This is a genomic window from Nitratiruptor sp. YY08-10, assembly GCF_016629565.1.
In the GTDB taxonomy this organism is placed as follows: domain Bacteria; phylum Campylobacterota; class Campylobacteria; order Campylobacterales; family Nitratiruptoraceae; genus Nitratiruptor.
The window spans coordinates 762,273-787,702 of sequence record NZ_AP023057.1 but is presented as its reverse complement, the minus strand read 5'-3'; the positions used below and the strand labels follow the sequence as shown (position 1 = coordinate 787,702).

General features: G+C 40.8%; 23 protein-coding genes. 8 read left to right on the top strand and 15 right to left on the bottom strand.

Features of this window, described 5'->3' with window-relative positions; genetic code table 11:
- Positions 1-4 precede the first annotated feature (4 nt).
- The 4 genes from JG735_RS04300 (at position 5) to JG735_RS04285 (ending at position 4,257) form a co-directional block, all read left to right on the top strand.
- Entirely contained in the window at positions 5-1,252 is a 1,248-nt protein-coding gene (locus tag JG735_RS04300) for a serine hydroxymethyltransferase (RefSeq protein ID WP_201335596.1), read from the top strand.
- A 79-nt stretch (positions 1,253-1,331) separates the two neighbouring features.
- A complete protein-coding gene (locus JG735_RS04295) occupies positions 1,332-2,060 on the top strand; it encodes an SPOR domain-containing protein (protein ID WP_201335595.1) in 729 nt (242 codons plus the stop codon).
- Entirely contained in the window at positions 2,060-3,466 is a 1,407-nt protein-coding gene (locus tag JG735_RS04290) for an anthranilate synthase component I family protein (protein WP_201335594.1), read from the top strand. The genes JG735_RS04295 and JG735_RS04290 overlap by 1 nt, the downstream gene beginning before the upstream one ends.
- Entirely contained in the window at positions 3,463-4,257 is a 795-nt protein-coding gene (locus JG735_RS04285) for a shikimate dehydrogenase (RefSeq protein WP_201335593.1), read from the top strand. The genes JG735_RS04290 and JG735_RS04285 overlap by 4 nt, the downstream gene beginning before the upstream one ends.
- Before the next feature lie 133 nt (positions 4,258-4,390).
- Here the strand turns inward: JG735_RS04285 and JG735_RS04280 are convergent, their stop codons facing one another.
- Genes JG735_RS04280 through recR form a run of 3 tightly spaced genes read right to left on the bottom strand, consistent with a single transcriptional unit; the run spans position 4,391 to position 6,721 of the window.
- Positions 4,391-4,753, bottom strand: a complete 363-nt coding sequence (locus JG735_RS04280; protein ID WP_201335592.1) for a rhodanese-like domain-containing protein — start codon at positions 4,751-4,753, stop codon at positions 4,391-4,393.
- Entirely contained in the window at positions 4,750-6,099 is a 1,350-nt protein-coding gene (locus JG735_RS04275; RefSeq protein WP_201335591.1) for a class II 3-deoxy-7-phosphoheptulonate synthase, read from the bottom strand. Before JG735_RS04275 ends, JG735_RS04280 begins: the two co-directional genes overlap by 4 nt.
- 49 nt (positions 6,100-6,148) lie before the next feature.
- Positions 6,149-6,721, bottom strand: coding sequence for a recombination mediator RecR (recR, locus tag JG735_RS04270; protein ID WP_201335590.1), 573 nt, complete (start codon positions 6,719-6,721; stop codon positions 6,149-6,151).
- A 104-nt stretch (positions 6,722-6,825) separates the two neighbouring features.
- Here recR and dnaJ point away from each other — a divergent pair, with 104 nt between their 5' ends.
- Positions 6,826-7,947, top strand: a complete 1,122-nt coding sequence (gene dnaJ, locus JG735_RS04265; RefSeq protein ID WP_201335589.1) for a molecular chaperone DnaJ — start codon at positions 6,826-6,828, stop codon at positions 7,945-7,947.
- Between the two features lie 51 nt (positions 7,948-7,998).
- On the opposite strand, the gene ccsA is transcribed toward dnaJ, so the two are convergent.
- A complete protein-coding gene (gene ccsA, locus JG735_RS04260) occupies positions 7,999-11,133 on the bottom strand; it encodes a cytochrome c biogenesis protein CcsA (protein WP_201335588.1) in 3,135 nt (1,044 codons plus the stop codon).
- Positions 11,134-11,220: 87 nt separating this feature from the next.
- The gene (gene polA / locus JG735_RS04255) at positions 11,221-13,887 is read right to left on the bottom strand and encodes a DNA polymerase I (protein WP_201335587.1); all 2,667 of its coding nucleotides are present in this window, start codon (positions 13,885-13,887) and stop codon (positions 11,221-11,223) included.
- Between the two features lie 50 nt (positions 13,888-13,937).
- Between polA and JG735_RS04250 the strand changes: the two genes are divergently transcribed.
- A complete protein-coding gene (locus JG735_RS04250; protein ID WP_201335586.1) occupies positions 13,938-14,138 on the top strand; it encodes a hypothetical protein in 201 nt (66 codons plus the stop codon).
- Complete coding sequence (locus JG735_RS09855) at positions 14,138-14,263, top strand: hypothetical protein (RefSeq protein WP_255529344.1); 126 nt, start codon at positions 14,138-14,140, stop codon at positions 14,261-14,263. The genes JG735_RS04250 and JG735_RS09855 overlap by 1 nt, the downstream gene beginning before the upstream one ends.
- Here JG735_RS09855 and JG735_RS04245 read toward each other — a convergent pair.
- Genes JG735_RS04245 through JG735_RS04235 form a run of 3 tightly spaced genes read right to left on the bottom strand, consistent with a single transcriptional unit; the run spans position 14,253 to position 18,606 of the window.
- On the bottom strand, positions 14,253-15,059 hold the full coding sequence (locus JG735_RS04245; RefSeq protein ID WP_201335585.1) for an HDOD domain-containing protein: 807 nt from the start codon (positions 15,057-15,059) through the stop codon (positions 14,253-14,255). The genes JG735_RS09855 and JG735_RS04245 overlap by 11 nt on opposite strands.
- Positions 15,049-17,868, bottom strand: a complete 2,820-nt coding sequence (gene uvrA, locus JG735_RS04240; RefSeq protein WP_201335584.1) for an excinuclease ABC subunit UvrA — start codon at positions 17,866-17,868, stop codon at positions 15,049-15,051. Before uvrA ends, JG735_RS04245 begins: the two co-directional genes overlap by 11 nt.
- A 9-nt stretch (positions 17,869-17,877) precedes the next feature.
- The gene (locus tag JG735_RS04235) at positions 17,878-18,606 is read right to left on the bottom strand and encodes a sulfite exporter TauE/SafE family protein (RefSeq protein ID WP_201335583.1); all 729 of its coding nucleotides are present in this window, start codon (positions 18,604-18,606) and stop codon (positions 17,878-17,880) included.
- A 101-nt stretch (positions 18,607-18,707) separates the two neighbouring features.
- On the opposite strand from JG735_RS04235, the gene JG735_RS04230 reads away from it, so the two are divergent.
- Positions 18,708-19,490: a hypothetical protein gene (locus tag JG735_RS04230; RefSeq protein ID WP_201335582.1), complete on the top strand. Its 783-nt coding sequence runs from the start codon at positions 18,708-18,710 to the stop codon at positions 19,488-19,490.
- Here the strand turns inward: JG735_RS04230 and dusB are convergent.
- From dusB to JG735_RS04195, 7 genes are read right to left on the bottom strand one after another with little or no spacing between them, the layout of a single operon-like run.
- Entirely contained in the window at positions 19,487-20,413 is a 927-nt protein-coding gene (gene dusB, locus JG735_RS04225; RefSeq protein WP_201335581.1) for a tRNA dihydrouridine synthase DusB, read from the bottom strand. The genes JG735_RS04230 and dusB overlap by 4 nt on opposite strands.
- Positions 20,414-21,418, bottom strand: a complete 1,005-nt coding sequence (locus tag JG735_RS04220) for a hypothetical protein (protein ID WP_201335580.1) — start codon at positions 21,416-21,418, stop codon at positions 20,414-20,416.
- Positions 21,419-21,431: 13 nt separating this feature from the next.
- Positions 21,432-21,893, bottom strand: coding sequence for a 23S rRNA (pseudouridine(1915)-N(3))-methyltransferase RlmH (locus JG735_RS04215; protein WP_201335579.1), 462 nt, complete (start codon positions 21,891-21,893; stop codon positions 21,432-21,434).
- Complete coding sequence (locus JG735_RS04210; RefSeq protein ID WP_201335578.1) at positions 21,886-22,485, bottom strand: thiamine phosphate synthase; 600 nt, start codon at positions 22,483-22,485, stop codon at positions 21,886-21,888. Before JG735_RS04210 ends, JG735_RS04215 begins: the two co-directional genes overlap by 8 nt.
- Positions 22,472-23,329, bottom strand: coding sequence for an acetyl-CoA carboxylase, carboxyltransferase subunit beta (gene accD, locus JG735_RS04205; RefSeq protein WP_201335577.1), 858 nt, complete (start codon positions 23,327-23,329; stop codon positions 22,472-22,474). Before accD ends, JG735_RS04210 begins: the two co-directional genes overlap by 14 nt.
- Complete coding sequence (locus JG735_RS04200; protein WP_201335576.1) at positions 23,329-24,051, bottom strand: inositol monophosphatase family protein; 723 nt, start codon at positions 24,049-24,051, stop codon at positions 23,329-23,331. The genes accD and JG735_RS04200 overlap by 1 nt, the downstream gene beginning before the upstream one ends.
- On the bottom strand, positions 24,051-25,430 hold the full coding sequence (locus JG735_RS04195; RefSeq protein WP_201335575.1) for a glutamate synthase subunit beta: 1,380 nt from the start codon (positions 25,428-25,430) through the stop codon (positions 24,051-24,053). The genes JG735_RS04200 and JG735_RS04195 overlap by 1 nt, the downstream gene beginning before the upstream one ends.

The window sequence follows — 25,430 nt, the reverse complement described above, 5'->3', positions numbered from 1 at the left end:
AAAAATGGATTTTCTGAAAAACCAAGACCCTGCTGTATATGAAATTTTCGAAAAAGAGTTGCAAAGACAGACAGACCATCTTGAAATGATCGCCAGTGAAAACTTTACAAGCCCTGCTGTCATGGAAGCCATGGGCAGTGTGTTTACCAATAAATATGCTGAAGGATATCCTGGGAAACGGTACTATGGCGGTTGTGAATATGCTGATGCCATAGAGGAGCTTGCAATTGAACGGGCAAAAAAGCTCTTTGGATGTGAATTTGTCAATGTCCAACCCCACTCCGGCTCTCAGGCCAATCAAGGCGTCTATCTCGCTCTACTTAAACCATATGACAAAATTTTGGGGATGGATCTAAGCCATGGTGGTCACTTGACTCACGGAGCCAAAGTCAATGCCAGCGGAAAAATCTATCAAAGCTTCTTTTATGGGGTAAATGATGAAGGATGGATCGACTATGACAGAGTTTTAGATATTGCGAAAATTGTAAAACCAAAACTGATCGTCTGCGGTGCAAGTGCATATCCAAGAGTGATCGATTTTAAAAAGTTTCGCGAAATTGCGGATGAAGTAGGTGCACTTTTGATGGCGGATATAGCCCATATTGCCGGTCTTGTAGCAGCAGGCGAACATCCGAGTCCTTTTCCATATTGTGATGTTGTGACTACAACGACTCACAAGACCCTTCGAGGTCCAAGAGGCGGTATGATTATGACCAATGATGCCGATATCGCCAAAAAGATCAATAGCGCAATATTCCCTGGAATCCAAGGCGGTCCACTTGTTCACGTCATAGCAGCCAAAGCGGTAGGGTTTGGTGAAAATTTGAAACCGGAATGGAAAGAGTATGCAAAACAGATGCGAATCAACGCTTCTACGCTCGCAACCGTTTTGATGAACAGAGGCTACAACGTTGTCAGTGGCGGAACAGACAACCATCTCGTGCTTGTGAGTTTTCTGGATAAAGATTTTAGTGGGAAAGAGGCTGATGAGGCTCTAGGACGCGCCGGAATTACAGTCAATAAAAATACAGTTCCCGGAGAGACAAGAAGTCCGTTTGTTACAAGCGGTATCCGTATCGGAAGCCCGGCACTCACTGCAAGAGGTATGAAAGAGGCAGAATTTGAACTCATTGCCAACAAAATTGCAGATGTTCTTGACAATATCCATGATGTGAATCTGCATGAAAAAATAAAAGAGGAGATGGTGGCACTAGCTCGAAAGTTTGTCATCTACGATAGACCTACCTACTAGGTCTCTCCTCTTTCAAGCTCCCTTTTAGAAAAAAATCATTATAATATTTTCACCTCCAAACATCACTAAAGGATTCCCTATGGGTCAAGAAGAGTTTCCATTGAACGAAGAGAAAGAGACGGACAACTTGGATAATATCATACTCCAACAGGATGAAAAGCGTGAAAAATTGAAAAAATATCTCTTGCTTATAGGCTCTCTTCTTCTTGTTTTTATTATTATCCTAACAATTGTTAAAATGTTCAATAATACAACACCAAACTATCAAGAAGTTTTGACAGAAAACGAAAAATTTTTAGATGAAGAGCCAATGAACGACGAGTTCCAAGAGGTCCCTATTCAAAAGAGCGAAGAGAGCCAACCAAAAGCAGCTACAGAAGAAAAACCGATCCAAAAAGTACTCAAAGAGGTCAAAGAAACAGAAAATAAGGAACGACCTGCTGCAAAACCGCAACCGAAATCGACAGCACAAAAGACCCAAAAAAATAGCGTCAAAAAGGAAATAGTACAACCAAAAGCAGTACAACAGAGCGTAAAAACCACAAAGTCTAAAACCAGCGCCAAAAGTATCAAAGAAAACATCTATATCCAAGTAGGAGCATTTTTACGCTCTTCACCCGATCAAAGCCTTTTACGTAAAATCAAAAAGCTTGGTTTTCATTATGTTATCAAATCATTTACAATAAACGGTAAAAAAATCAAAAGAGTGTACGTAGGTCCATTCGTTTCAAAATCGGATGCACGAGAAGCATTGGTGAAAGTGAGAAAGTCAATCAACAAACAAGCATTTATAACGAAGGTTCGCTGATGATTTTTGCAAAACAGTTTATGCTTGATGAATTTACGCCGATCGCCCTATATGAAAAGATAAAAAACCATTTTGATCAAAAAACTTTTCTGTTTGAAAGCGTCGTCAATACAAGTGATGGAAACTTCAGTTATATCATTGCAGGAGAGAAAGAGGCCATCTGGTCACAAGACGGGAAAAGCTACTATAAAAAAGATGGTGAAACAGAAGAGATTGATTCCAATCCCCTCCTCTTTATGAAAAGATACTATCAAAATATCGATTTTGCTTACCACAAAAAGATATCAAAAGAGCTTGGAGTCGGCTTTATTGACGGTTTTATTGGCTACATTGGCTACGATATGGTCCAGGAGTTTGAACCTGTCCTCAAACCGTTTATGGAAAATTTAAAAGATGAACTTCATACCCCCGATTTTTATATGATCCGTCCAAAACTGATCATCGCATATTCTCATAAAAATTCCACACTCACGCTTTTGTGTAGTGACGAAGAGACAAAAAAGAGCTATTTTGATCTTTTGGAAAAAGAGATAAAAGACAGTTACAGCTATACGCCTTTAAAAAAAGCGAAGCTGCTGGGAGCACCTACCTTTGCCCACTCAAAAGAGCGATTTTTTGAAATGGTAAAAAAATCAAAAGAGATGATACGAAGCGGAGATGTTTTTCAGATCGTTATCTCCAATCGTCTTAAACAACAAGCAGTGGTTGACCGATTCAGTTTTTATAGAAAACTGCGAAGCCTCAATCCATCACCATATCTCTTTTTGCTCGAGTTTCAAGATTTTGCCATTGCCGGAAGCAGCCCAGAAGTGATGGTGCGATTGACAGATGGCGAGATTTTGCTGCGACCGATAGCAGGGACGAGAAAAAGAGGAAATACCCCCACACGAGATAAAGAACTTGAACTTGAGATGCTCAACGATCCAAAAGAGGTAGCAGAACACGTCATGCTTATCGATCTTGGTCGAAATGATGTGGGCAGAGTTGCAAAACCTGGAACAGTCAAGGTGCCTGAAGTCATGCGAGTGGAACGCTATAGCCATGTAATGCACATGGTCAGCGATGTTGTAGCCAGACTGGATGAAAAATATGATATGTTTGACCTATTTATGGCAACATTCACAGCAGGGACAATGACAGGAGCACCTAAAATCAGAGCAATGGAACTTATTGCCGAGTTCGAACAGCTCAAACGGGGATTTTACAGCGGCAGCGTGGGATATTTTGGATTTACCGGAGATATGGACAGTGCCATTACGATACGAACAGCAATGTTAAAAAAAGATGAAGTGATTTTCCAAGCTGGAGCAGGTATCGTAGCAGATAGCAAACCAGAATTGGAATACCTTGAGGTCAACAACAAACTTGGCGCCTTGAAAAGAGCTTTAGAGGAGCTTGCCGAATGAATCTGTATACAATATTTGGAAATCCTGTCCATCACTCCATCTCACCAATTTTGCATAACTTTGTCTTCAAACACACCGGATACAATGGATGTTACACCAAAATACTGGTCGAAGAGGGAGAGAAACTTAAAGATATCTTTCTCACTCTGCAAATCAAAGGTGCAAATATCACGGTACCGCATAAAGAGTGGGCATATCGGCTAGCCGATGAAGTTTTGGGAATTGCACGAGAGATTGGTGCTGTCAATACATGGTATAACGACAATGGCAAAATCGTTGCATACAATACCGATGCTCCCGGTTTTTTTGAAAGTGTACGAAACTTTGATTTCCAAAAGGTCTTGATACTTGGAGCCGGAGGAACTGCAAAAGCGATCGCTCTGTATTTCAGGCATAAAGGATATGAACCGGTTATACTCAACAGAAGTGCCAAAAGAGTGGGATATTTCTTGGAAAAAAACTTTCACGCATACACATGGGATGAATTGAAAGAAAAAAGTTTTGATCTTGTCATTAATACAACTTCAGCGGGATTATCTGACAACAATCTTCCTGCCCCCAAAGAGTTACTGGAAAAAATTTTTTCTCATGCACGATATGCAGTAGATGTTATTTACAACAAAGAGACACCCTTTTTACAACTTGCAAACGATATGGGACTCATCACAAAAGACGGTACTGAAATGCTTTTGTATCAAGGTATTTTGGCAAATGAGATATTTACCGATTTTTCAATTGATAAAAAAAGAATTGAAGCATTGATGAGAAAAAGTTTAGAATTACTCGGCTAGCACGATCCTATTTTTTGCCAGCCAAAGTACCCCATTCACTTTGATATTTTCCAAAAATAACTCTTATACGAGAGAAATCATGGAACCTGAATCGATTCTTTTCAATAGTTTTGTATAAGTACGGATTTACAACTCATTTTTGAAGCGGTAAAGAGTGCTTTTTCCAATCCAATATGCCATATTTTAGATTGTAGACATGTTTTATGCCCCAGGATTCCAGCATTCTACTCGCTTCTGCACTTCTGTTGCCACTGCGGCAATACACCAGTATCTTTTTGTCTGCTATTCCTTTTCCTCCTAGAAAAATATATCGAAAGAGCTGAAGGGGAATAAGGTTTGCACCGGGAATATGACCCTCTTGATACTCTTGCGGTGTCCGTACATCAAGAAGGATCACACCCTTTTGTTGTGTAAGCTTGTAAAAGCTCTTGGCATCCAGATCTGTATATGCAAAGAGCGCCGATATTAAAAAAAGCGAGGCAAACAAAATTCTCATTTTTGCAAATCTTTGAATGTCTCTGCAACCATAAAGGCAAGCTCCAACGCCTGATCCGCGTTCAATCTTGGATCGCACTGCGTATGATATCTGCTTTGAAGTCCCTCTTCGGTGATGGAAGCACTGATACTTCCCGTACATTCCGTAACATTGCTTCCCGTCATCTCAAGATGCATACCACCAGGAATTGTCCCTTCACTTTGATGGATCTGGATAAACTGTTTCACTTCGCTTAAAATCTTTTCAAAATCTCTTGTTTTCAGACCGGACTCTGTTTTATAGGTATTACCGTGCATCGGGTCGATGCTCCATACCACCTCTTTGCCTGCTTCTTTAACGGCTCGAAGCAGCGGAGGAAAAATATCAGCGATTTTTTCGGCACCCATACGAACAATCAAAGTCAATCTTCCCGGCTCGTTTTCCGGATTGAGCTTGTTTATAAGAGCAAGCAACTCATCTTTTTGCATAGATGGACCGACTTTAACGCCAATCGGATTTTTTATCCCTCGAAAAAACTCGACATGCGCACCATCAAGATCTCGTGTCCTATCGCCAATCCAAAGAAAGTGGGCACTACAATCATACCACTCACCTGTAAAACTATCTTTTCTAGTCAAAGCCTCCTCATATCCCAAAAGAAGCGCTTCGTGACTGGTATAGAGTGTCGTTTGCTTCAGTTGCGGCGTATTGTCTGGATCGATTCCACAAGCCTCCATGAAGTGAAGTGCCTGGGTGATCTTATCTGCAAGTTCTTTAAACTTGTTTTCCAGTTCATTCCCTTTTAAAAATTCCAGATTCCACTTATGAATCGCGCGAAGGTCGGCAAATCCACCTCTTGCATAGGCTCGGATTAGATTTAACGTTGCAGCGGACTTGTAATATGCTTCCAAAAGTTTCTGTGGTTTAGGCTCCCTCGCTTCAGCAGTAAAATCAATATCATTAACAATATCTCCTCTGTAACTTGGCAGCTTAACGCCGTTGATCTCTTCAAAATCGCTGCTTCTTGGTTTTGCATACTGCCCCGCTATTCGGCCAATTTTGACAACAGGTTTTCCCGTAGCGTACATCATCACCATATTCATCTGCAACAGTACTTTAAAAAGCTCCCGAATATTGGCCGCATTAAAATTTGCAAAGCTCTCTGCACAATCTCCACCCTGGAGCAAAATCGCTTCGCCTTTGGCGACTTTAGCTAGCTTCGATTTTAGTTCCCTTGCTTCTCCGGCAAAAATGAGAGGAGGAAAAGTTTTGATCTCCTCTTCGATTTTTCGGAGTTGCTCTTCATCTTTATAAACTGGTTGCTGTTTTATAGGGAATTTTCTCCAACTGCTTGGACTCCAACTCATGATAACCTCTTTTAAAAATTTGGCACATTATACCAAAAAAAGGGGCAAGTTATATCTTAACTCGTTCACTTATTGCTTTGGATAGAGAAAGCATGTCTACATTTTCCAGATGAACCCCAGTAGGGACTCCCTGTGCGATTTTTGTAAAATGTAGATCAAATTCTTGGAGCTGATCTTCGATATAAAGCATTGTGGCATCACTCTGCATCGAAGGAGTAAAAGCAAAAATGACCTCTTGAACGTCATTGTTTTTGATCATCTCTTTGAGACTCTCCAAAGTCCGTTCATTAAGAGATTCAAAAACAAAATAGAGTCCGTGATACTCCCCGCTCTCTTCAATCACATAGATATCACGGGCACTCTCTACGAGGCATACAGATGTACGATCTCGTAACTCGTCACTGCAGATATAGCATAGTTCATCTTCGCTGAGCCCTCCGCATTGGCTGCATCTGTGAATGGAACTGACAGCATCTTCTATGGCATGGGCAAGTTTGAGAGCATCCATGGGACTGTGAAGAACCATGTAAAAAGCAAGACGCCCAGCGCTCTTCTTTCCAATGGATGGCAGCGTTTCCAAAGACTCAATGAGTTTGTGGAATTTTTTTAGTTTCCCCTTCAAAACTCCCCCACTTTTTTGCAAAATTATATCAAAAATTCAACTTTCTATAACGATTCTTTTGATAAACTTAAGCCGACTTAAACATTGCTTAAAAGGAAAGCAAATTGGTAGATATCGATTATTATGAATTGTTGGAAGTTGACAGAAACGCAAGTTTTGAAGAGATTAAAAAAGCGTATAGAAAGCTCGCTCTCAAGTACCACCCAGATAGAAATCCAGACAACAAAGAGGCAGAAGAGAAATTCAAACTCATCAACGAAGCCTATCAGGTACTGAGCGACGAAGAGAAAAGAGCACTGTATGACCAGTATGGCAAAGCAGGCCTTGAAAATCAGGGCTTTAACGGCTTCCATCAAAAAAGCTTCGATGATATTATGGACTTTTTTGAATCCGTTTTCGGAGAGACATTTGGCGGAGGTTTCGGAAACAGAAGGAGAAGTGAGGAAAAGTATCCGCTCGATCTCTCCATCGAAATGGAGATCAGTTTTCAAGAAGCTCTTTTTGGTACACAAAAAGAGGTTCAATACAGCTTCAAAGTACCATGTAGTGAATGCAAAGGAACAGGCGCAAAAGATGGCAGGCTGACTACTTGTCCAGAATGCCATGGACGTGGCCAGATCTACTACAGGCAAGGTTTCATGACCTTTTCCCAAACATGTCCAAAATGCCATGGACAAGGAGAAATCGCCCAAGAGAAGTGTACAACCTGTAGTGGAAAAGGATATCGTATCGAAAAAGAGAAGATAACCATCGATATTCCTGAAGGTATCGACAGTGGAAACAGAATCCGCGTCCAAAACCGTGGGAATGTCTCGGCTTCCGGAATGAGAGGAGATCTGTACATCACGATTTTTGTACAAGAAGATGATCACTTCGTACGATACAACGATGATATCTATATGGAAGTTCCGATATTTTTCACACAAGCTGCTCTAGGAGAAACGATCACCATTCCAACCCCAAGAGGAGAGCGTGAACTTCATCTTCATGTAGGGACAAAAGATAAAGAGCAGTTCGTTTTCAAAGGGGAAGGATTTAAGAATGTCCATACGGGGCAAAAAGGCAACTTGATCGCCCAAGTTAGGATCATCTATCCCACATCGCTCAATGATGAACAAAAAGAGCTGCTACACAAACTGCAAGAGAGTTTTGGAGTAGAGAGCAAGCCACACGAAGAGAAATTCTCATCCATTTTTGAAAAAGTGAAAAATTGGTTTAAAAAGTAATTGGATATTTGACATTGGACATTGGTTTAGTCAATGTCCAATGTTCACTCCTTATATCTTCAAATCGATTTGATACTTTCTTTTTTTCCAGTACGCCAAGGCAATAATGACAAAAACAATCCCTATTGCCCAATAAACCCACTCAGGGATAGGCACAGGATCACCCGAAGCGTAAGAGTGCATTCCACTCAGATAAAAATTGACTCCAAAATAGGTCATAATGACACTGGAGTACCCTAACAGCGCAAGAACATTATACAAAAAGAGTCGGTTCATTTTTGGAATGAGTCTGATATGCTCGATACATGCATAAACCAAAATCGTCACAGCAGCCCATGTCTCTTTTGGATCCCATCCCCAATATCGCCCCCAGCTCTCGTTCGCCCATACGCCGCCCAAAAAGTTTCCGAGCGTCACAAGAACAAGGCCGATAATAAGGCTCATCTCGTTGATATAGGTAAGCTCTTTGAAAGTAAGTGTCATCATCTGTTTGTTGTTTTCATTGATAAAAATAAAAAGAATCAAAACGATGAAAGCAAGAAGTGCACTGAGCCCCAAAAATCCATAACTTGCAGTGATCACAGAAACATGGATCATAAGCCAATAGCTTTTTAAAACCGGTACGAGATTGGTGATTTGCGGATCGAGCCAGTTCAAATGGGCTACAAAAAGGATAAGACCTCCAAGCAAAGCGGTAGCCGCAAATGCAATAGGGCTCTTTTTTGCAAAGAAAAAACCTGCAAAGATCGTCGCCCAGGCGATATAGATCATCGACTCATATCCATCGCTCCATGGTGCGTGGCCAGCCACATACCACCTTAAAGCCATACCAAACGTATGAGCCAAGAATCCAAGAGCGATGAGGCCTACACCTATTTTGACAACGGGTCCTATTTTTATCTTTGGATTGATAAGATTTGCCAGTATCAAGACCAAAAGAACGAAGCCGATGAACATATAATATCCGACAAGCCGGTTGAAGATATCGAGTTTGTTGTAAAGCAGTTCTGCTTCGATCTTTGTTTTAGAAGGGATCATCGAAGATCCATAATAGTGCTGAAGCTCTTTGATCACTTCCAATGATTTATCCGCTTTGCTCCAATCGCCACTTTTGATCCCCTCATCGACGTTTTGGAAATAGCTGGCGATAATAAGCCGAATGAGATTCGCTTCTTTGGGTGGAAAAGTTTTGATAGCATCAACGGGAGAGAGCCATTTTCCATGTTTATCATGGGAATTTGGAATGATGCGAAGCAATGCACCGGTATAGACCATGTAAGCCACATTGACACGCTCATCAACTTTTAAAACATCCTTATCAAACTGATTACGCTCGGCCGGCTTTTTGGCAACAGCTTCCTGAACATAAGGAGCTAGTTTGTACGGGTTGACTTTGTTATTTTGATCAAAAAAATCATCAAAGGAGGCATACTTCTGTTTTGTAGGGATACCTAAAATTTTTTTGAGTTTTGGATGATGCACATAGATCATATCTATTTTTTGGAAAATATCCGGTCGCACCGTCATCCCAAGAAAATATTGGTTGGCATCAAGTCCATACAGTTCCTCTTTTCTCGCAATCTTTGCTAAAACTTCCCGTGATAATGTATCAATGGGTTCTATTCGTCCTCCATTGTCCTGAACCAAAATAGTTGCTCCAAACTTATCAGCATGAGCTTTGTTTATTTTCTTGGCCATATCAAGATAGTGATCCCCAGCGTGAAGCTGAAAAGCAAAGATCATCATCAATACTGCCATGTTTTGCAAAATAAGTTTTCTCTCTTCCTGAACTTTCCTCGTCAAGCGTGCCAATTTTTGGAAACGGCTTTGCGGCATAAAAAAGTGCAGCAGCATCCCAAGCCCCAATAGAAAATATCCGATATAGGTTATCAATGTCCCTGGGTCATGGTTGACTGAAAGTATTGTTCCATGTTCATCTAAATCATACGAACTTTGGAAAAAGCGATATCCTCTATAATCCAAAACATGATTCATATAGATACGATACGGAAAAACCTTTTTTTGTTCTTTATCGATCACAACAACCTCGCTCGCATAAGAACTTGGACTCATCGATCCGGGATAGCGCTCAAGCTGAAAATCTTTCAGTTTTATAGCAAAAGGCAGTTTGATGCGTTTGGCTCCATAGGTTATCGTTACATCCAGATCCCCGACTCGTACATGAACCGGCTCTCCTTCCGTTCCGCTTTTTCCAAAAACCTGTACCTCTTTTTTACTCTTTCCAGTATCTATCTCAAAAAGTAAAAGATCCGGATTTTCACTCTTTTTAGCCAAAGGATTTTTGGAAACAATTTTTGTTTTCGCATGCGGCAAGAAGTTTTTCAAAACGATATTGAGTCCGGCAATCTCATACAGACGCCCTTTTACAAAAGGAACAATTTCTTCTGCCTTGTAATGCTCTTTGGACATATCCTCCATACGCAACGTCTCTATTGCATAGGGAGCTTGAATAAAAAGTTTTCCGTTCTTTCGTACTATTTTGATAAGAGGTTTTTTGGAGTCAAGAGAGGTATCAAAGGCGATGATAGCGTCACCGATGTCTAAAAATTCTCCCTCTTTGATGTTCTTTTCAATTTTGCCACTTCCGGAAGCAGATAAAACTACCTGAATGTAAGCCGGTCCGTTTTTAGATGGAACAAGTTCGACTGAAGCGTTTGGAAGATACTTTTTCAACTTTATATCCACTTTTTCATCACCAAAGCGGATAGTTCTTTTCCATCTGTTCGTACCAAGTTTTGATAAATAAATCGGCTCTTCATACAGATAATATTTGCCATTCTTTTCCAATTTCACTTGAAGATAATTTCGGGCACTGAGAATCGTATCGCTGCTTGAACCTTCTCGAATGTGCATCGTCCCTTCATATCCAAAATATCTTGTCACAGCAGCACCGATGAGAATAATGAGAAATGCCATATGAAAGAGCCCCGTAAAAAACTTCTCTTTGCGAAAAAGTCTGAATCGAAAGATGTTATACAAAAGATTGAGCGAAAGCAGTACAAGAAGTATTTCAAACCACTTTGCCGTATAGACAAGAGCCCATGCAGTTTCAGAGCCATAATCATTCTCTATAAAAGTAGCCACACCAATGCTTACAGCAAAAATGAACATCATGACAATTGCAGATTTTATGGAGAAAAAGCCTTTTTGTAGGACTTTGAACATCAATAGACCTTTTATGCAAAATTATTGTATTGTATAGAAATATTGAAAAATTTCATGCATTTTTTTTAATTACAATTTTTATTTAAACTACTTTAAATCTCCCCAGTTACGGGCAATCTGTACAGAACACTCAATAGGTACATTGAGTGGATAGATGGTTTGCATAATATGTTGAAACTTTTGAGCCAGCTCCTGGGCAAGTTCCTCTCGTACTTCAAAAATGAGTTCGTCGTGAATCTGAAGCAGAATTTTTGCTTCAAGCTCCTGCTCATCGATTGTCGATTTGATTGTATTCATAGCCATTTTGATCAGATCCGCTGCACTTCCTTGAAAGACCGTATTTGTCGCTTCCCTCAAATATGCAGCTAATTGTGCTCCGTTTGCATGGGCAAAATCAAAATAGCGTCTCCTTTTGAGCAGTGTTTCCACATACCCATGCGTTTTCGCAAAATTCTCAATCGATTCGAGATAATTTTTGACAGTAGGAAAAGAAGCAAAATAGTTTTCGATAATCGATTTTGCCTCTTTTGTAGAGATACCAAGCGTCTCTGCAAGTTTCCTGCTACCCATGCCATAAATCAGTCCAAAATTGATACTTTTGGCAATATTTCGTTTCTCTTTTGCATGATCTTTTCCAAATAGTTTGATTGCAGTCTCCATATGGATATCTCGACCATTCTGAAAAGCTTCCAATAGAGCCGGATCTTTGGAAAAATGTGCAAGCAGTCTCAGTTCTATCTGAGAATAGTCTATCCCGATCAAAAGATTGCCTTCCCCTGCGATAAAACCGTATCGGATTTTGCGTCCTAATTCGGTTTTTACCGGAATATTTTGCAAGTTTGGATTTTTACTTGCCAATCTTCCTGTTGCTGTTCCCGTTTGGATAAAACTTGTATAGATTCTGTGATGAGGATCTTTTTTGGCATATTTGATCAACGGATCGATATAGGTACTTTTGAGTTTATACAGCTCACGATATTCCAGCAGTAAAGGAATGATCGGATGTTTCTCTTTGAGTGCCTGGAGTGTCGTTTCATTCGTACTGTATCCCGATTTTGTCTTTTTGAGTGGAGGAAGTTTCAATTTTTCAAAAAGAATCGCTGCAAGCTGTTTGGTGGAGTTGATATTGAACTCGCCTCCGGCATACTCGTAAATCTGTCGCGTAATCTCATCAATTCGCTTTTCAAGCGAACGTTTCAACTCCTCGAAAAATGGTATATCGATTTTGATTCCGGCTTGCTCCATATGAATGAGGGTATTGACAAAAGGAAACTCCACCTTTTTGGCTTCGTCGATTAAATGGGATGCTCCCTCTTTATGCAGAGCATCGAGGAGTTTGAAATAAATCAGATAGGTAATGATCGCATCTTCGGATGCATATTTGCAGGCAGCATCGATGGAGACTTGTGAAAAGTCCTCCCCTTTCTTGACCGTCTCTTTGAAAGCGATCATATCATGATCCAAAAACCGCTTCGCCACACTTTCAAGCCCCACACTGCTTCCAGGATCCACAAGCCATGCTAGTACCATCGTATCAATAATATCTTTTTTCTCATTAATGCCATATCGATACAGCAAGGAAAGATCAAATTTGAGATTATGTCCGATAATGGTGTGTTCAAAAATCTTTTCGATAGCTTCCAACGCTTCATTGAGTTGCACCTGATCACCCACACCAAGATAGTTGTGTCCAACAGGTACATAATAGGCTCTATCCTCGTTATAGGCAAAACTGAAACCTACCAGATTCGCTTTTTTTGTATCCAGATCATCTGTTTCGGTATCGAATGCAACCAGTGCCCCATCGGGAATGGATTGAATAACATTGATTAACTTTTCATAACTATCGAGACAGACAGCTTCAAATCGGACACTCTGTTTTTTTGTTTGCTGTATCGGAGTTGCTTTGAGCTTCCGTAAAATTGCTGTTATATCATAATCAATCAGCTCATCCGCTATTTTTATAATAGGATTGATGGATGGCAGATGATACTCTTGCAGATTGCAATGATCAAAAACATTCTCATCAAGTTCCACCAGCTTTTTACTCAAAAATGCTTTCTCTTTCCCCTCTTCAAGAAGCTTTTTGATTCTTTCTGGCCTCACCTCATCCAAATGTTCATAAATCCCTTCCAAAGATCCAAACTGCTCTAAAAGCTTGACTGCCGTTTTGGGACCTATACCTTTGACACCAGGAATATTGTCAGCACTGTCTCCGACTAACGCCAGATAATCCTTAATGAGTTTTGGAGGAATGCCAAATTTTTTTGTCGCTTTCGTTTCGTCAATCTCCTCTTTTTTAATCGGATCATAAAGCACCACTCTCCCGTCATCGATGAGTTGATAGAGATCTTTATCGTGGCTGACGATTTTTACCTTGATCCCCTGATCTTTTGCACACTTGACAAGTGAAGCGATAATGTCATCGGCTTCAAATCCCTCTTTTGACAATGTTTTAAACCCCATCTCTTCAATCCATTTGATGGCAACGGGAAGTTGCATTTTCAATTCTTCCGGGGGTTCTGGTCTTTGCGCTTTGTACTCTGGATCGATCTTCGTTCGAAAACTCGGTCCCTCACTATCTAAAGCAAATACAATGTAATCGCTTCTCTCTTCGCTCACTAATGAATTGATAAAATTGATAAAGCCGGTTAGAAGACCTGTTGGGAAACCTTTTTTACTTTTGAGCGGCGGCAAAGCATAGTAACTTCGAAAGAAAAAACCAAACGTATCGATGATGGTCAATGTCTGCATGCAAACCCTTTACAAATCTTGAGTATAATTGTACAAAAAAAAGGATAGCGATGCGGACTCTCTTTCTTACAACTCTTTGTTTTATGAGTCTTTTTGCAAACTCTTTTCGTCAGCAAGAGATAAAAAAATTGACGCGATCATATCGATTTTACAGCAAAGAATACTATGCATGCAAAAATCAAGCGGCAATCAATGTTTGCAACAATATCCACTGGACCCAAAAAGTGATACAAGCGACAGAGTCTTTTTAATGAGTTTTCCGCAAAGCTTCTATGAAGCGAAGCTGCATCGTTCGATCAACGAACTTAAAAGACAAAAACTGTGCATAGGAAAGTCGATGACACAAAAAGAGGCAAAAAGCTGTTTTACGCAATAGCCTTCAGCGCCTCAATCGCTTCTTCAAAAGAGGTTATCTCAACTCCATTTTTTTGTGCAATGTTTTTGGCAATCGTGATACTTATATCATGTAATGGTTTATTGACAGGAACTGCTCTTTTGACAAGATGGAGCGCTAAAGACTCTTCAAAAAAATCATCTGCTTTTTCATAGTCATCAGCATACGAGATAGCCTCTACAAGATCTTTTTCAAACCCCCAATACTCAAACATAGCACCAGTGATTTCTGCTGTTGAGGAACCTATAAAACTTTTCTCTACATGAGCGATATCATTGGTCATCTCGATCTCGGATCGGAAAGGGTAGACCATATCCTCTTGAATGATCACATCTGCAATCACAATTTTCCCAAGCTCTTGCAAAAATGCGGCCAGTTTTAAAAAACGTACCTTTGCAGGATTGATCTTTTTATACCATACCTCCATCAGTTTTGACTGCATTTGTGAAATATGAGCAAACTGCTCTGCTGTTATTCCATATGGTTCCATATCGATATTGAAAAGTTTTTTTATGGAATGCTGCATGACGATCGACCGAACCTCTTGCAACCCAAGATACGAGAGCGCTCTATCCAAATCCTCTATTTTTTCTCTGAGACCGTAAAAAGGCGAATTGACATGTTTCAAAATATCGGCAACAAGCATCGGATCTTTTTGCAATATTGTTACCACTTCATTTAAATCCACATCTTCTTTACTGACCGCTTGCTCAAACTCTTCGATCGTTTTAGGCAGTGGTGGCAGTGACCGTATTTTTCTTATGATTTCATCTCTCATCTCTCAACTCTTTTGCTAAAAATTCTCCTGTAAAGCTTCCTGTCTTTTCATAATGTGCAGCCACCTCTTCGGGAGATCCGGTGGCAACGACTTTTCCACCCCGTATCCCGCCTTCAGGTCCCATGTCGATGATATAGTCTGCGTTTTTGATGACATCCAGATTGTGTTCTATTACGATAACACTGTTTCCCAATTCTACCAAATGGTGCAATACTTTGATAAGCCTGTCCACATCGGCAAAATGAAGTCCGGTGGTCGGCTCATCCAAAATATAAAGCGTATTGCCCGTATCTTTTCGACTGAGCTCTTTTGCCAATTTTATCCTCTGCGCTTCTCCACCGCTCAAAGTTACGGCATTTTGTCCAAGAGTGATGTATCCAAGACCAACATCTTGCAAGGTTTTGAGTTTTTGATAGATTTTTGGAATATTTTTAAAAAACTCCAGCGCTTCATCTACACTCATGGCAAGCACGTCGGCAATATTTTTCCCTTTATAGTGCACTTCTAGCGTCTGTTCATTGTATCGTTTCCCTTTACACGCATCACACTTGATCATGATATCGGGCAAAAAATGCATCTCGATTTTGAGTTCTCCTTCTCCCCGGCACTTCTCACATCGTCCGCCTTTGACGTTGAAACTGAATCGTCCCGGACCATACCCTCGAATTTGCGCCTCTTTCGTTTTTGCAAAAAGAGCGCGAATCTCATCCATCACTCCTGTGTAGGTAGCGGGATTGCTCCTTGGGGTTCTTCCGATTGGAGACTGGTCAAGATAGATCACCTTATCGAGATGCTCCAACCCTTCAATCGTTACACCACTTACTTTACGCACCTTTTTTGCATGATTCAACGCCTCTTTTGCCACAGGCAGAAGAGTTTGCAGAACAAGCGAGCTTTTTCCACTGCCACTCACTCCCGTAACAGCTACAAAATTTCTCAAAGGAAAGAAAACACTCAAATCTTTGATGTTATTGATCGTAACGTTTTTTACATGAAGCCACTCTTTTTGCGGGCGTCTATGAAAATACTCTATCTTCTTGGCACCACTGAGATACTGTGCGGTGAGTGTGGAACTCTTTTTCAGTTCATCCACGCTTCCTGCAAATACAACCTCGCCTCCATGCTTGCCGGCACCTGGTCCGATATCCACAATAAAATCGGCCGCCTCGATCGTCTCTTTGTCATGTTCCACGACAATGACAGTGTTGCCTTTTTTTTGAAGATTTTTCAGTGTTCGAATAAGTTTGAGCGTATCTCTTTCATGCAAACCGATACTCGGTTCATCCAAAACATACATCACACCGGTTAGTCCGCTTCCAATCTGGCTCGCAATCCGTATCCGTTGCGCCTCTCCCCCACTGATGGTTCGGGCATCCCTTCCCAATGATAGATATCCAAGCCCTACATCCACCAAGAAAAAGAGTCGCTCTCGTATCTCTTTTAAAATTGGAGCGGCAATTGCCGCTTTTTGCTCAGAAAGATAGGAGAAACTGCTCTCATTGGCAAAAAATTCATACGCCTCCTCTATCGGCATATCCAGAATATCCGCTATCCCTTTTTCGGCAACTCTGACAGCTAAACTCTCCTGCTTGAGTCTGTGGCCGCTACACTTGTCACACACCTTTTCACTCATATACTCACCGAGCTCTGTTTCATCGCGGAACATATCATAGGCAATTTTCACTATTCCTGGCCACTCCCGGACAAGGTTATGGCTTTTCCATCTAAATGAGACCTTCTGCCCCATTCCGTATAAAATCGCTTTTTTCTGATGTTCTGGCAACTCTTCATAAGCAACAGTTGTATCGATCCCCTCTTGCTCGCAAAAGGCCATCAAAAACTTATAGTAGTAACTTTTATTATACCCATATAAAAATTTGATAGCACCTTTTTCTATCGATTTGTGCTGGTCGATAATCTTTTGGAGATCCAGCGTATAGCGAATACCAAGTCCATCACACTCCTCACAAGCCCCTTTGGGGGAATTAAACGAAAAGCTCAAAGGTTCCAAGGGTTCAAAACTCACTTTACAATCAAAACAGGCAAGATGCTCGCTGTAGTGATAATGCGATTTGACACCAAGCTCATCGGCATTCAAAATATCGATCTCCACTTCCCCATAGCTCGTTTGCAAAGCCTTTTCGATATCTTGGGCGATTCTGCTTCGATTCTCCTCTTTCATCACAACTCTATCCACAACCGCTTTAATAGTGTGCTTTTTCGTTTTACTCAGCTCAATCTCTTCATCGAGTCGCACCATCACTCCATCGATCATGGCTCGTACATACCCTTTTTGACGAAGTCCTTCCAACAAATCTGCAAAACTTCCCTTTTTCTCTTTGACTAAAGGTGCTGTGATAACCATTTTGGCACTCTGAGGAAGCTTGAGCACTTCATCGATAATATCTTGCGGATTCATTTGCGAAATAGGTTTACCACAAAGGTGACAGTGCTGCTGACCGATTCTTGCATAAAGAAGCCGGAGATAGTCATAGATCTCCGTTATCGTTCCGACAGTCGAGCGAGGATTTTTGCTTGTGGTTTTTTGTTCGATCGCAATCGCAGGCGTCAGCCCCTCTATTTTATCCACATCCGGTTTATCGAGTCTATCGAGAAACTGCCTAGCATAACTTGAAAGAGATTCGATATATCGCCTCTGCCCTTCAGCGTAGAGCGTATCAAAAGCAAGTGTAGATTTTCCGCTTCCGGAAAGTCCTGTAAAGACAACAAGCGAGTTTTTTGGAATTTTTAGATTAATATTTTTGAGATTGTGCTGTTTTGCTCCAAAAATTTCTATATGATTTTTCATTGAACTCCTCTAAAAAAATATCTTTTTTACAACCAATAACAAAATAATGGAATAGATAGCGATCAAAGCTTTTTTAAATTTCGCATGGTGTGTCATATGGGCTAGCTTTATACCAAAATAGACCCCAAAAAGGGAAGATACCCCCACAAGCAAACCATCTTTGTAATCAATATGTCCAAAGAGACTCAAACTCAAAAATCCGCTGATGGACGAAAAAATCACAAAAAAGAGACCCATGGAAGCCGCTTTTTTCACATCCATATGAAAAAAGCCAACAAGGATTGGTGTAATGAGAATCGACCCGCCAACTCCTATACTGATTGCCAACAATCCAACTATCACTCCCACTCCAAGTATTACTAGAGGAGGAATCTCCTTTGCTCCTCCTTCAATAGTGGGGGCTTTGAAAAAGCGATACATCGCAAAAAGAACAAATCCCAAAAACATCCACTCAAGCACATGGCTTGAAACGATACTTAAAAAGTATCCACTGCCAAGAGCGCCTATAAATCCGCCAATGCCAAGAGCCAACCCCTCATGAATCTTGAAAATATTTTTTTTGAAATTGAGATAGGACCCAAAAAGCGAACTAAATACCATTTGCGTAACTGATATCCCTACAGCCTCTTTAATATCAAATCCTAAATACAAAAGGATAGGCACCAAAATCGTTCCGCCGCCAATTCCGAAAAAACCTGAAAGAAAACCCACAAGAATACCAACGAGAATCAGTTCCATGTGCACACTTTTTTTTTCGGATTATATCGAAACTTAGAGAAATTTTATGAAGGATTTATCAAAATCAAACTATAATTGGTAAAACCTCTCAGGAGTGAGCATTGAAAAAAATTATACTTTTCCTATTTCTTACGCTCCAACTTTTTGCAACGATGATCCTTAACCTCAATGTAAAAGAGACGAAAAGAGGAATCGATCTTTTGCTCAATTTTGATATTCCCTTTGATGGCAAGATCATCGAAAGACACGAAAAGGACAAGACTATTCTTTATCTTGAGGACGTTAAAATCCTAACCCCATGGCAAAAAAAACTGCACAATCCAAATGTGTATCAAATCGATGTTTTACCGGCCAAAAACGGATCCAACGTAATCATCTACTCCACAAAAAAGATCAAACTGCGTGCAGCGAAATCCAAAGATGGATTCAGCCTTAAAATTGAAATTTATGCACCAACCCAAACGCTTGCAAGAACAGTCCATAAAAGTACAGATACCGGTATATGGATATTGATTTCTATCGGCGGTTTCATTGTACTGATCATGTTGGCCGTTGTGATAAAACTCTCTTCGGCAAACAAAGTGGCAAAGAAAAAGGTGATAGTTCCAAAACAGGAAGAGGAGTTTACGATCAAATTTGAAAAGCCTCTGGATGAACACAATAAAATCGCTCTCATCTCCTTTAAAGGAATCGATTATCTTGTTTTGATAGGAAGCACTAACGTTCTTCTTGGAAAATACAAAGAGGGGGAAATCGAATCGATGGAGGCCTTTGAGAGTGCCATTGAAAATCACAATTTTGAGCCAAGCGAGCCGCCACAAGAAAAAGAGGAGATATTTACGACGATAGAGGAGTATAAAAGAAAAGCGAGTGGAAAGTTTTAGAAAAAATCTTTTATCATCTGCTCCATCTCTTCAGGATTTTCCACTTCATTGATTTTCGTCCGAAAATGGGTGGCACCGGGATATCCTTTGGAATAGGTATGCAGATGTTTTCGAAACAGTACCGCACCATACTCTCCATAAAAACGGATCATTTGGTGAAAATGCTCTAATATGATCTCTTTTTTCAAGGATGCATCCACATCCTCTTTGCCATGTTTTAACTGATAGAAAATCCAAGGCTTTCCTATGGCACCCCGCCCAATCATCACGCCATCTGCCTTTGTTATCAATAAAACCTCTTGCGTTTTTTTATAGTCTGTAATATCTCCATTGGCAATAACCGGGATAGACACACTCTCTTTGGCCTGGGCAATCGCTTTATAATCCACTTTCGCTTTAAATCCGCCGCTTCGCGTTCTACCATGGATAGTGACAAAATCGGCTCCCGCTTCCTCTATTACTTTTACGATTTCGACAACTCTGTTTTCGGTAAATCCCAAGCGAATTTTGACGCTTGTATAATGTTTATTGGAAGTCTCTTTGATGGTCTGGACAATTTTTCCAAGTCTATCAAGATCTTCAAGAAGCGCACTGCCGGCTCCCTGTTTGACAACTTTCGGTACAGGACACCCGCAATTGAGATCAATCCCGTCAATCCCCTCCAGTTCATTGAGTCTTTCCACAGCCTCTTTGACAACTGCTGGATCGCCTCCCGCAATCTGAACAAAATAGGGATCCTCATCTGGAGATTTTTCAAGCATTTTATAGGTTTTTTTACTATCGTAGACAAGGGCATTGGAGCTGATCATCTCACTGATGGTCAGATCGGCCCCGAACTTTTTTACCACACTTCGAAAAGGAAGATCTGTATACCCTGCCAATGGCGCTAGAACATACAAAGGCTTCGAAAAATCCAGTTTCATCTATACGAACAGCTCCAACGGATAGTTTTTACCACACTCTTTGAGTTCCAGATAGGCTTTGAACTCTTGTAACTCCTCTTCGTTGGTCGTCTCAAGAAACTCTCTTGCTTTTTCGATCATTTCAAGATCGAGCAGTGTATACAGATAGGCTGCTTCACTCTTTTCATCCTCTTCTTTGAGCAGTTCAAACAGTTTCAATCGCTCATCAGGTGCCAAAACATCCTTAATTTCTCTCGCTATGGCAATATAATCTTTCCCATCTAAATCCATATGCGCTTGCTGAATGATATACAGAATATCTTGATACTCGATGCTCTTTTTCTCTTCTTTTACATGCTGGATGAGATAAATCAGTGTTTCTATATCAAACAGTGATGCATACTCTTTTATTTTCGCAATATCACTGAAATCCATAAAAATACGTAAAGCTTTCTTGCAGAGCTCTTTTGGATACTCTTTGCAGTTTTTCAAAACAACACCGCTGTATGTCGGCTCCTCTTTCATTCTGTTCTCGATATTGCGCAATAGTATCGGATTTTTAGGAGAGAGTTGAACACCTTCAAGTTCCACATACATTCCATTGTTGATATCTTTCAATGTATCGATCACTTTTCGCAATCGCTCATCTTTTGTATCTATTTTGAAATGTTGCGGGATCAAATAGGAAGCATCGCTCACCGTTCCAAGATTTTTAGCCTCTTTCGATTTGTACTGAAGCGCTTTTGGCTCTCGATACAAAGCGTTCACAAATGATGCAATCAGCGTATCGTAATCTTTTTTGTACCGTTTGAGCCGCATAAAATTGATAAAAGAATAATATGCCATATGAAAGAAGGAAGCCACAAACATCAAAAACATCGGGAGTATGACCCATACGGCTATCGGTAACGTCACAGGAATACCAAGCACTTCCAAGGTATAGGTCTGTTCTGTCTGAGTATAGATGAGACCTCCCACCAAGCCCATCAAAATAAGGCTAAACAGAATATATTTTTTTAAACGCATAATCACTCCTCTTTCATTTGTGATAAGGATGGTTGTGTATAATCGAGAGCCCTCGGAACAGCTGCTCCAACAACACCATTTTCGCAATTTTATGACTCATTGTCAATGGACTCAGACTCAAAGCCATATCACAAGATTGTACAAAAGATCTTTGCAACCCATACGCTCCGCCGATAAAAAACGCTACTTTCGTATGCTCTTTCAAAAGGTGTGCAAACGCAAAGGAGTCCAGACATTTTCCTTCGGGATCCAATGCAATATTGAAGCCGTCACTGAGTATATACGGCTTGAAGGTGTCACTATAAGCTTGCATAGCTTTTTTCGCATCGCTTTGTGCTGTATTGATCTTTTTATTGAAAATGTTCTTCGTCTCGATAAGGGCAAATTTTTTGCTGTTTTTGATCAAATCTTCATAGATGGCTTCATAGCACTTTTCATCTTTTTTACCGATTGAATAGATTGCAATCCTATGCAAATGTCAGCCCTTTTATCAAAAGATCACTTCCTATGGCTCTGAGCCAGACATTTTCGATCGGCTCAAACAGTCGAATGCCTCCGATAGCTACTACCTTATGTTTTGATTGTAATGCGATTTCGCTGAGTCTCTCTCCCAAAACATATTGCACATCTTTTGTGATGCTGCTACGATACGCTCCCAATCCCACATATTCCAGATCAAGTTCATTGGCTTCTTGAATCTCTTGTAATGTATGGGTAGAAAGACCCACCATTTTTGCACCATACAGCTTTTTTATGATAGTTACTGCTTCATTTTTTGAGTGGATACCAAAAGAATCCAGCACATTGTGCAAATCTTCTTGGCCGATATGGACACCGTCACACAAAGATGCCAAAGCCAGTTCATCATTGACAATGAGTATCCCGTCCCATCTCTTTCGAAGATACCGTATATCCCTTTTTTTCTCTTCGATTTCCCCAGATTTGTTGCGATATTGGATAATTTTGGCTCCAAATCTTTGGGCGATGGATAAAAATCCATCCAGATCAATTTCAAATCTTTTTAATAGCGATCTATCACACAGAGCATACAGATCATTCGGAAACAACGTTTTCCTCTTTCCACAATATTTTCAACAGATCTGCTATCGTTTTTTTCATAGCAGGTCTTTCGACAATCATATCGATCAAACCGTGTTCTAACAAAAATTCGCTTCGCTGAAACCCTTCCGGCAAATCAGCACCTATAGTCTGTTTGATAACCCGTTGCCCTGCAAATCCTATGAGAGCACCCGGCTCGGCCATAATGATATCTCCGATCATGGCAAAGGAAGCACTCACTCCCCCCATCGTAGGATCTGTGAGTACAGAAATATAAGGAAGTTTTGCCTGATGAAGCTTTGCTAGTGCCGCACATGTTTTGCTCATCTGCATAAGGCTGAAAGTACTCTCTTGCATCCTCGCTCCACCGCTGGCACTGACAATCACCAAAGGTTGTTTCTTCTCGAGAGCTCTATTGACGGCACGAACGATCTTTTCTCCTTCCACAGAACCGAGACTTCCTCCCATAAAGGCGAAATCAAAAACCACGATCTGCGTAGGAACTCCTTCTATCGTACATTCGCCACTGATAGCGGAACTGGCTCTCCCTGTTTTTTTCTTACCTTCTTCGATACGCTTTTTGTAGCTCTTTTTATCGACAAATTTGAGCGGATCAACTGGTTCCAACTCGGCGTCATATTCGACAAAAGTTCCTTCATCACACAAAATCTCCAGACGCTCCTGTGCACCTATGCGAAAATGGTATCCGCATTTTGGACATACGTTGTATCGATTTTGTACCTCTTTGTAGTACATGAGTGCATTACAGCTGGGACACTTTATCCAGTGGCTTGGCTGTTCTTTTGTGCTTGGCTGAGAGCGACGTATTTTGAAAAAATCGCTGATCCCCACTACTCATCCTTTAAAACTATTTCTTTAATCTTATCAAAAATTGCTTTGTCCTTACTGACTATGATTGTGGTAGTATCTTGATAGATATAACAATCACTGCAAAGATGCAGACCCGCTGCAATGTCATACTCTCTGATCTTGCCTACAAACAGGACATACTTGACTGAATAGGCATACGCCAGCGAAAGAGCTACAGCTCCTGGACTTCGAAATTTCAAACCATTGGCATTAAGTCTTGCAACAATCTTCGGATTTGCATAGGCCTTTTCAAAGAGGCCTATTTTGGAGAAAGGATGATACTTTACAGGTTTCATATCTGATTCGAGAATCTTCCCTTTGAAAAAGCCTCCATCATATTTGATAAAAAGATCTCCGTTTGCAAAGTTGGCAACACAGGATAAAAGCATCTCTCCATCTTTTTGTACAGCTATAGAAGTTCCATAGTAGGGAAAAGATGAAAGGAGATTGTCACTTCCGTCAATCGGATCGATAATCAGTTTCCACTCCCCTTTTCCGATGATTCCAGACTCTTCAGATATTATCTGACCATAATGCGAAAGATATTTTATGTAGATTTTTTCTGCAAGCAGATCCACATTGGATGAAAGATCCCCTCCGGCTCCGTATCCGTTGTATTGATAGAGTTCATCGATCATATCGTACCGCACGGTACGATAGATCTCCTTGAGTGCCGATCGTAGATCAGTGATAAAGTTTTGCACTATCCAATCAACTTTCTCACAATCGATTTTGCCGCTTCTCTTCCATCATAAGCCGCAGTTACAACCAGATGCGCCCCTCTATAGCAGTCACCTCCGGCAAATACACCCGGTTTTGTCGTTTCGTAGTTTTGATCAATTTTCACCGCACCCCACTGATTGGTCTCGATTCCATGTTTTGAGAGAAATTCAAGAGGTGTGTTTTCGAAACCCAAAGCAAAAATCACCACGTCTGCTTCCATTGTAAACTCACTGTTTTTAATCGTCTCCAATTTTCTTGATCCATCTTTGGAAACAGTCGAAATCGTTTTGACAAATTCCACACCGATCACTTTATTCTCTTCATCTGTCAAGATCTTCGTTGGAGCAACGTTATAGACAAATTCTGCACCCTCTTCCTGAGCGTTTTTCACCTCTTTTTTGCTCCCTGGCATGCTGGCAGCATCTCTTCGATATGCACAGATCGCTTTGGCTGCACCTTCACGAAGTGAAGTTCTCACACAGTCCATAGCAGTATCACCACCACCGATGACGATCACACGCTTATCTTTTACTTCCATAGAGCTGTCATAGGCATCACCAAACACTTTTCTTTGTACATTGGTGAGAAAATCCATCGCCATAAAAGCACCTTTGGCATCTTCGCCAGGAATATTTGCTCGTCTTGGTTTTGTAGCCCCAATTCCCAAAAAGACGGCATCGAAATTCTCCAGCAATTCTTCAAAATCGATATTTTTCCCTACCTCGATATTAAGATTGAGTTTCATACCGGCTTCTACAAGCCAGTCGATCCTTCTTTGCACAACTTTTTTGTCCAGTTTAAAGTTTGGAATACCGTATGTCAAAAGCCCCCCTGCTCGATCAGAGCGCTCATATACATGCGGTTCGATACCATGTCGAAGGAGATATGTCGCACAACTGAGACCCGCAGGACCGCTTCCGACAATCGCTACTTTTTTGCCGGTTTTTTTCTTTTCAAACTCCGGCCTCATTCCTTTTTTGAAACCCTCTTCACTGATAAAGGTCTCAATGGCTCCAATGGTAATAGCTCCATACCCTTCATTGAGAGTACACGCACCTTCGCAAAGTCTATCTTGAGGACATACTCTCCCCATGATTTCTGGAAACGGAGAAGATTCATTTGAGATTTTGAAAGCAAGCTCAAGGTCTTTCTCTGCTACCGTTTTGAGCCAGTGAGGGATGAAGTTGTGCAAAGGACAGGCGTTGTGACAGTATGGATCCCCACACTGCACACACCTGTCTGCCTGGGTGGCAGCTTCATTGGGATTGTAAATCTCATAAATTTCTCGAAAATCTTTAATTCTCTCATTGACTGATCGTTTTTTCGGTTCGATTCGTTCATTGAAAATAAAATTTTGCAT

Bases quoted from the DNA above. Each gene is read 5' to 3' on its own strand.
- JG735_RS04300 (WP_201335596.1), top strand. From the start codon at position 5: ATGGATTTTCTGAAAAACCAAGACCCTGCTGTATATGAAATTTTCGAA.
- JG735_RS04295 (WP_201335595.1), top strand. From the start codon at position 1,332: ATGGGTCAAGAAGAGTTTCCATTGAACGAAGAGAAAGAGACGGACAAC.
- JG735_RS04290 (WP_201335594.1), top strand. From the start codon at position 2,060: ATGATTTTTGCAAAACAGTTTATGCTTGATGAATTTACGCCGATCGCC.
- JG735_RS04285 (WP_201335593.1), top strand. From the start codon at position 3,463: ATGAATCTGTATACAATATTTGGAAATCCTGTCCATCACTCCATCTCA.
- JG735_RS04280 (WP_201335592.1), bottom strand. From the start codon at position 4,753: ATGAGAATTTTGTTTGCCTCGCTTTTTTTAATATCGGCGCTCTTTGCA.
- JG735_RS04275 (WP_201335591.1), bottom strand. From the start codon at position 6,099: ATGAGTTGGAGTCCAAGCAGTTGGAGAAAATTCCCTATAAAACAGCAA.
- ccsA (WP_201335588.1), bottom strand. From the start codon at position 11,133: ATGTTCAAAGTCCTACAAAAAGGCTTTTTCTCCATAAAATCTGCAATT.
- polA (WP_201335587.1), bottom strand. From the start codon at position 13,887: ATGCAGACATTGACCATCATCGATACGTTTGGTTTTTTCTTTCGAAGT.
- JG735_RS04250 (WP_201335586.1), top strand. From the start codon at position 13,938: ATGCGGACTCTCTTTCTTACAACTCTTTGTTTTATGAGTCTTTTTGCA.
- JG735_RS09855 (WP_255529344.1), top strand. From the start codon at position 14,138: ATGAGTTTTCCGCAAAGCTTCTATGAAGCGAAGCTGCATCGTTCGATC.
- JG735_RS04245 (WP_201335585.1), bottom strand. From the start codon at position 15,059: ATGAGAGATGAAATCATAAGAAAAATACGGTCACTGCCACCACTGCCT.
- uvrA (WP_201335584.1), bottom strand. From the start codon at position 17,868: ATGAAAAATCATATAGAAATTTTTGGAGCAAAACAGCACAATCTCAAA.
- JG735_RS04235 (WP_201335583.1), bottom strand. From the start codon at position 18,606: ATGGAACTGATTCTCGTTGGTATTCTTGTGGGTTTTCTTTCAGGTTTT.
- dusB (WP_201335581.1), bottom strand. From the start codon at position 20,413: ATGAAACTGGATTTTTCGAAGCCTTTGTATGTTCTAGCGCCATTGGCA.
- JG735_RS04220 (WP_201335580.1), bottom strand. From the start codon at position 21,418: ATGCGTTTAAAAAAATATATTCTGTTTAGCCTTATTTTGATGGGCTTG.
- JG735_RS04195 (WP_201335575.1), bottom strand. From the start codon at position 25,430: ATGCAAAATTTTATTTTCAATGAACGAATCGAACCGAAAAAACGATCA.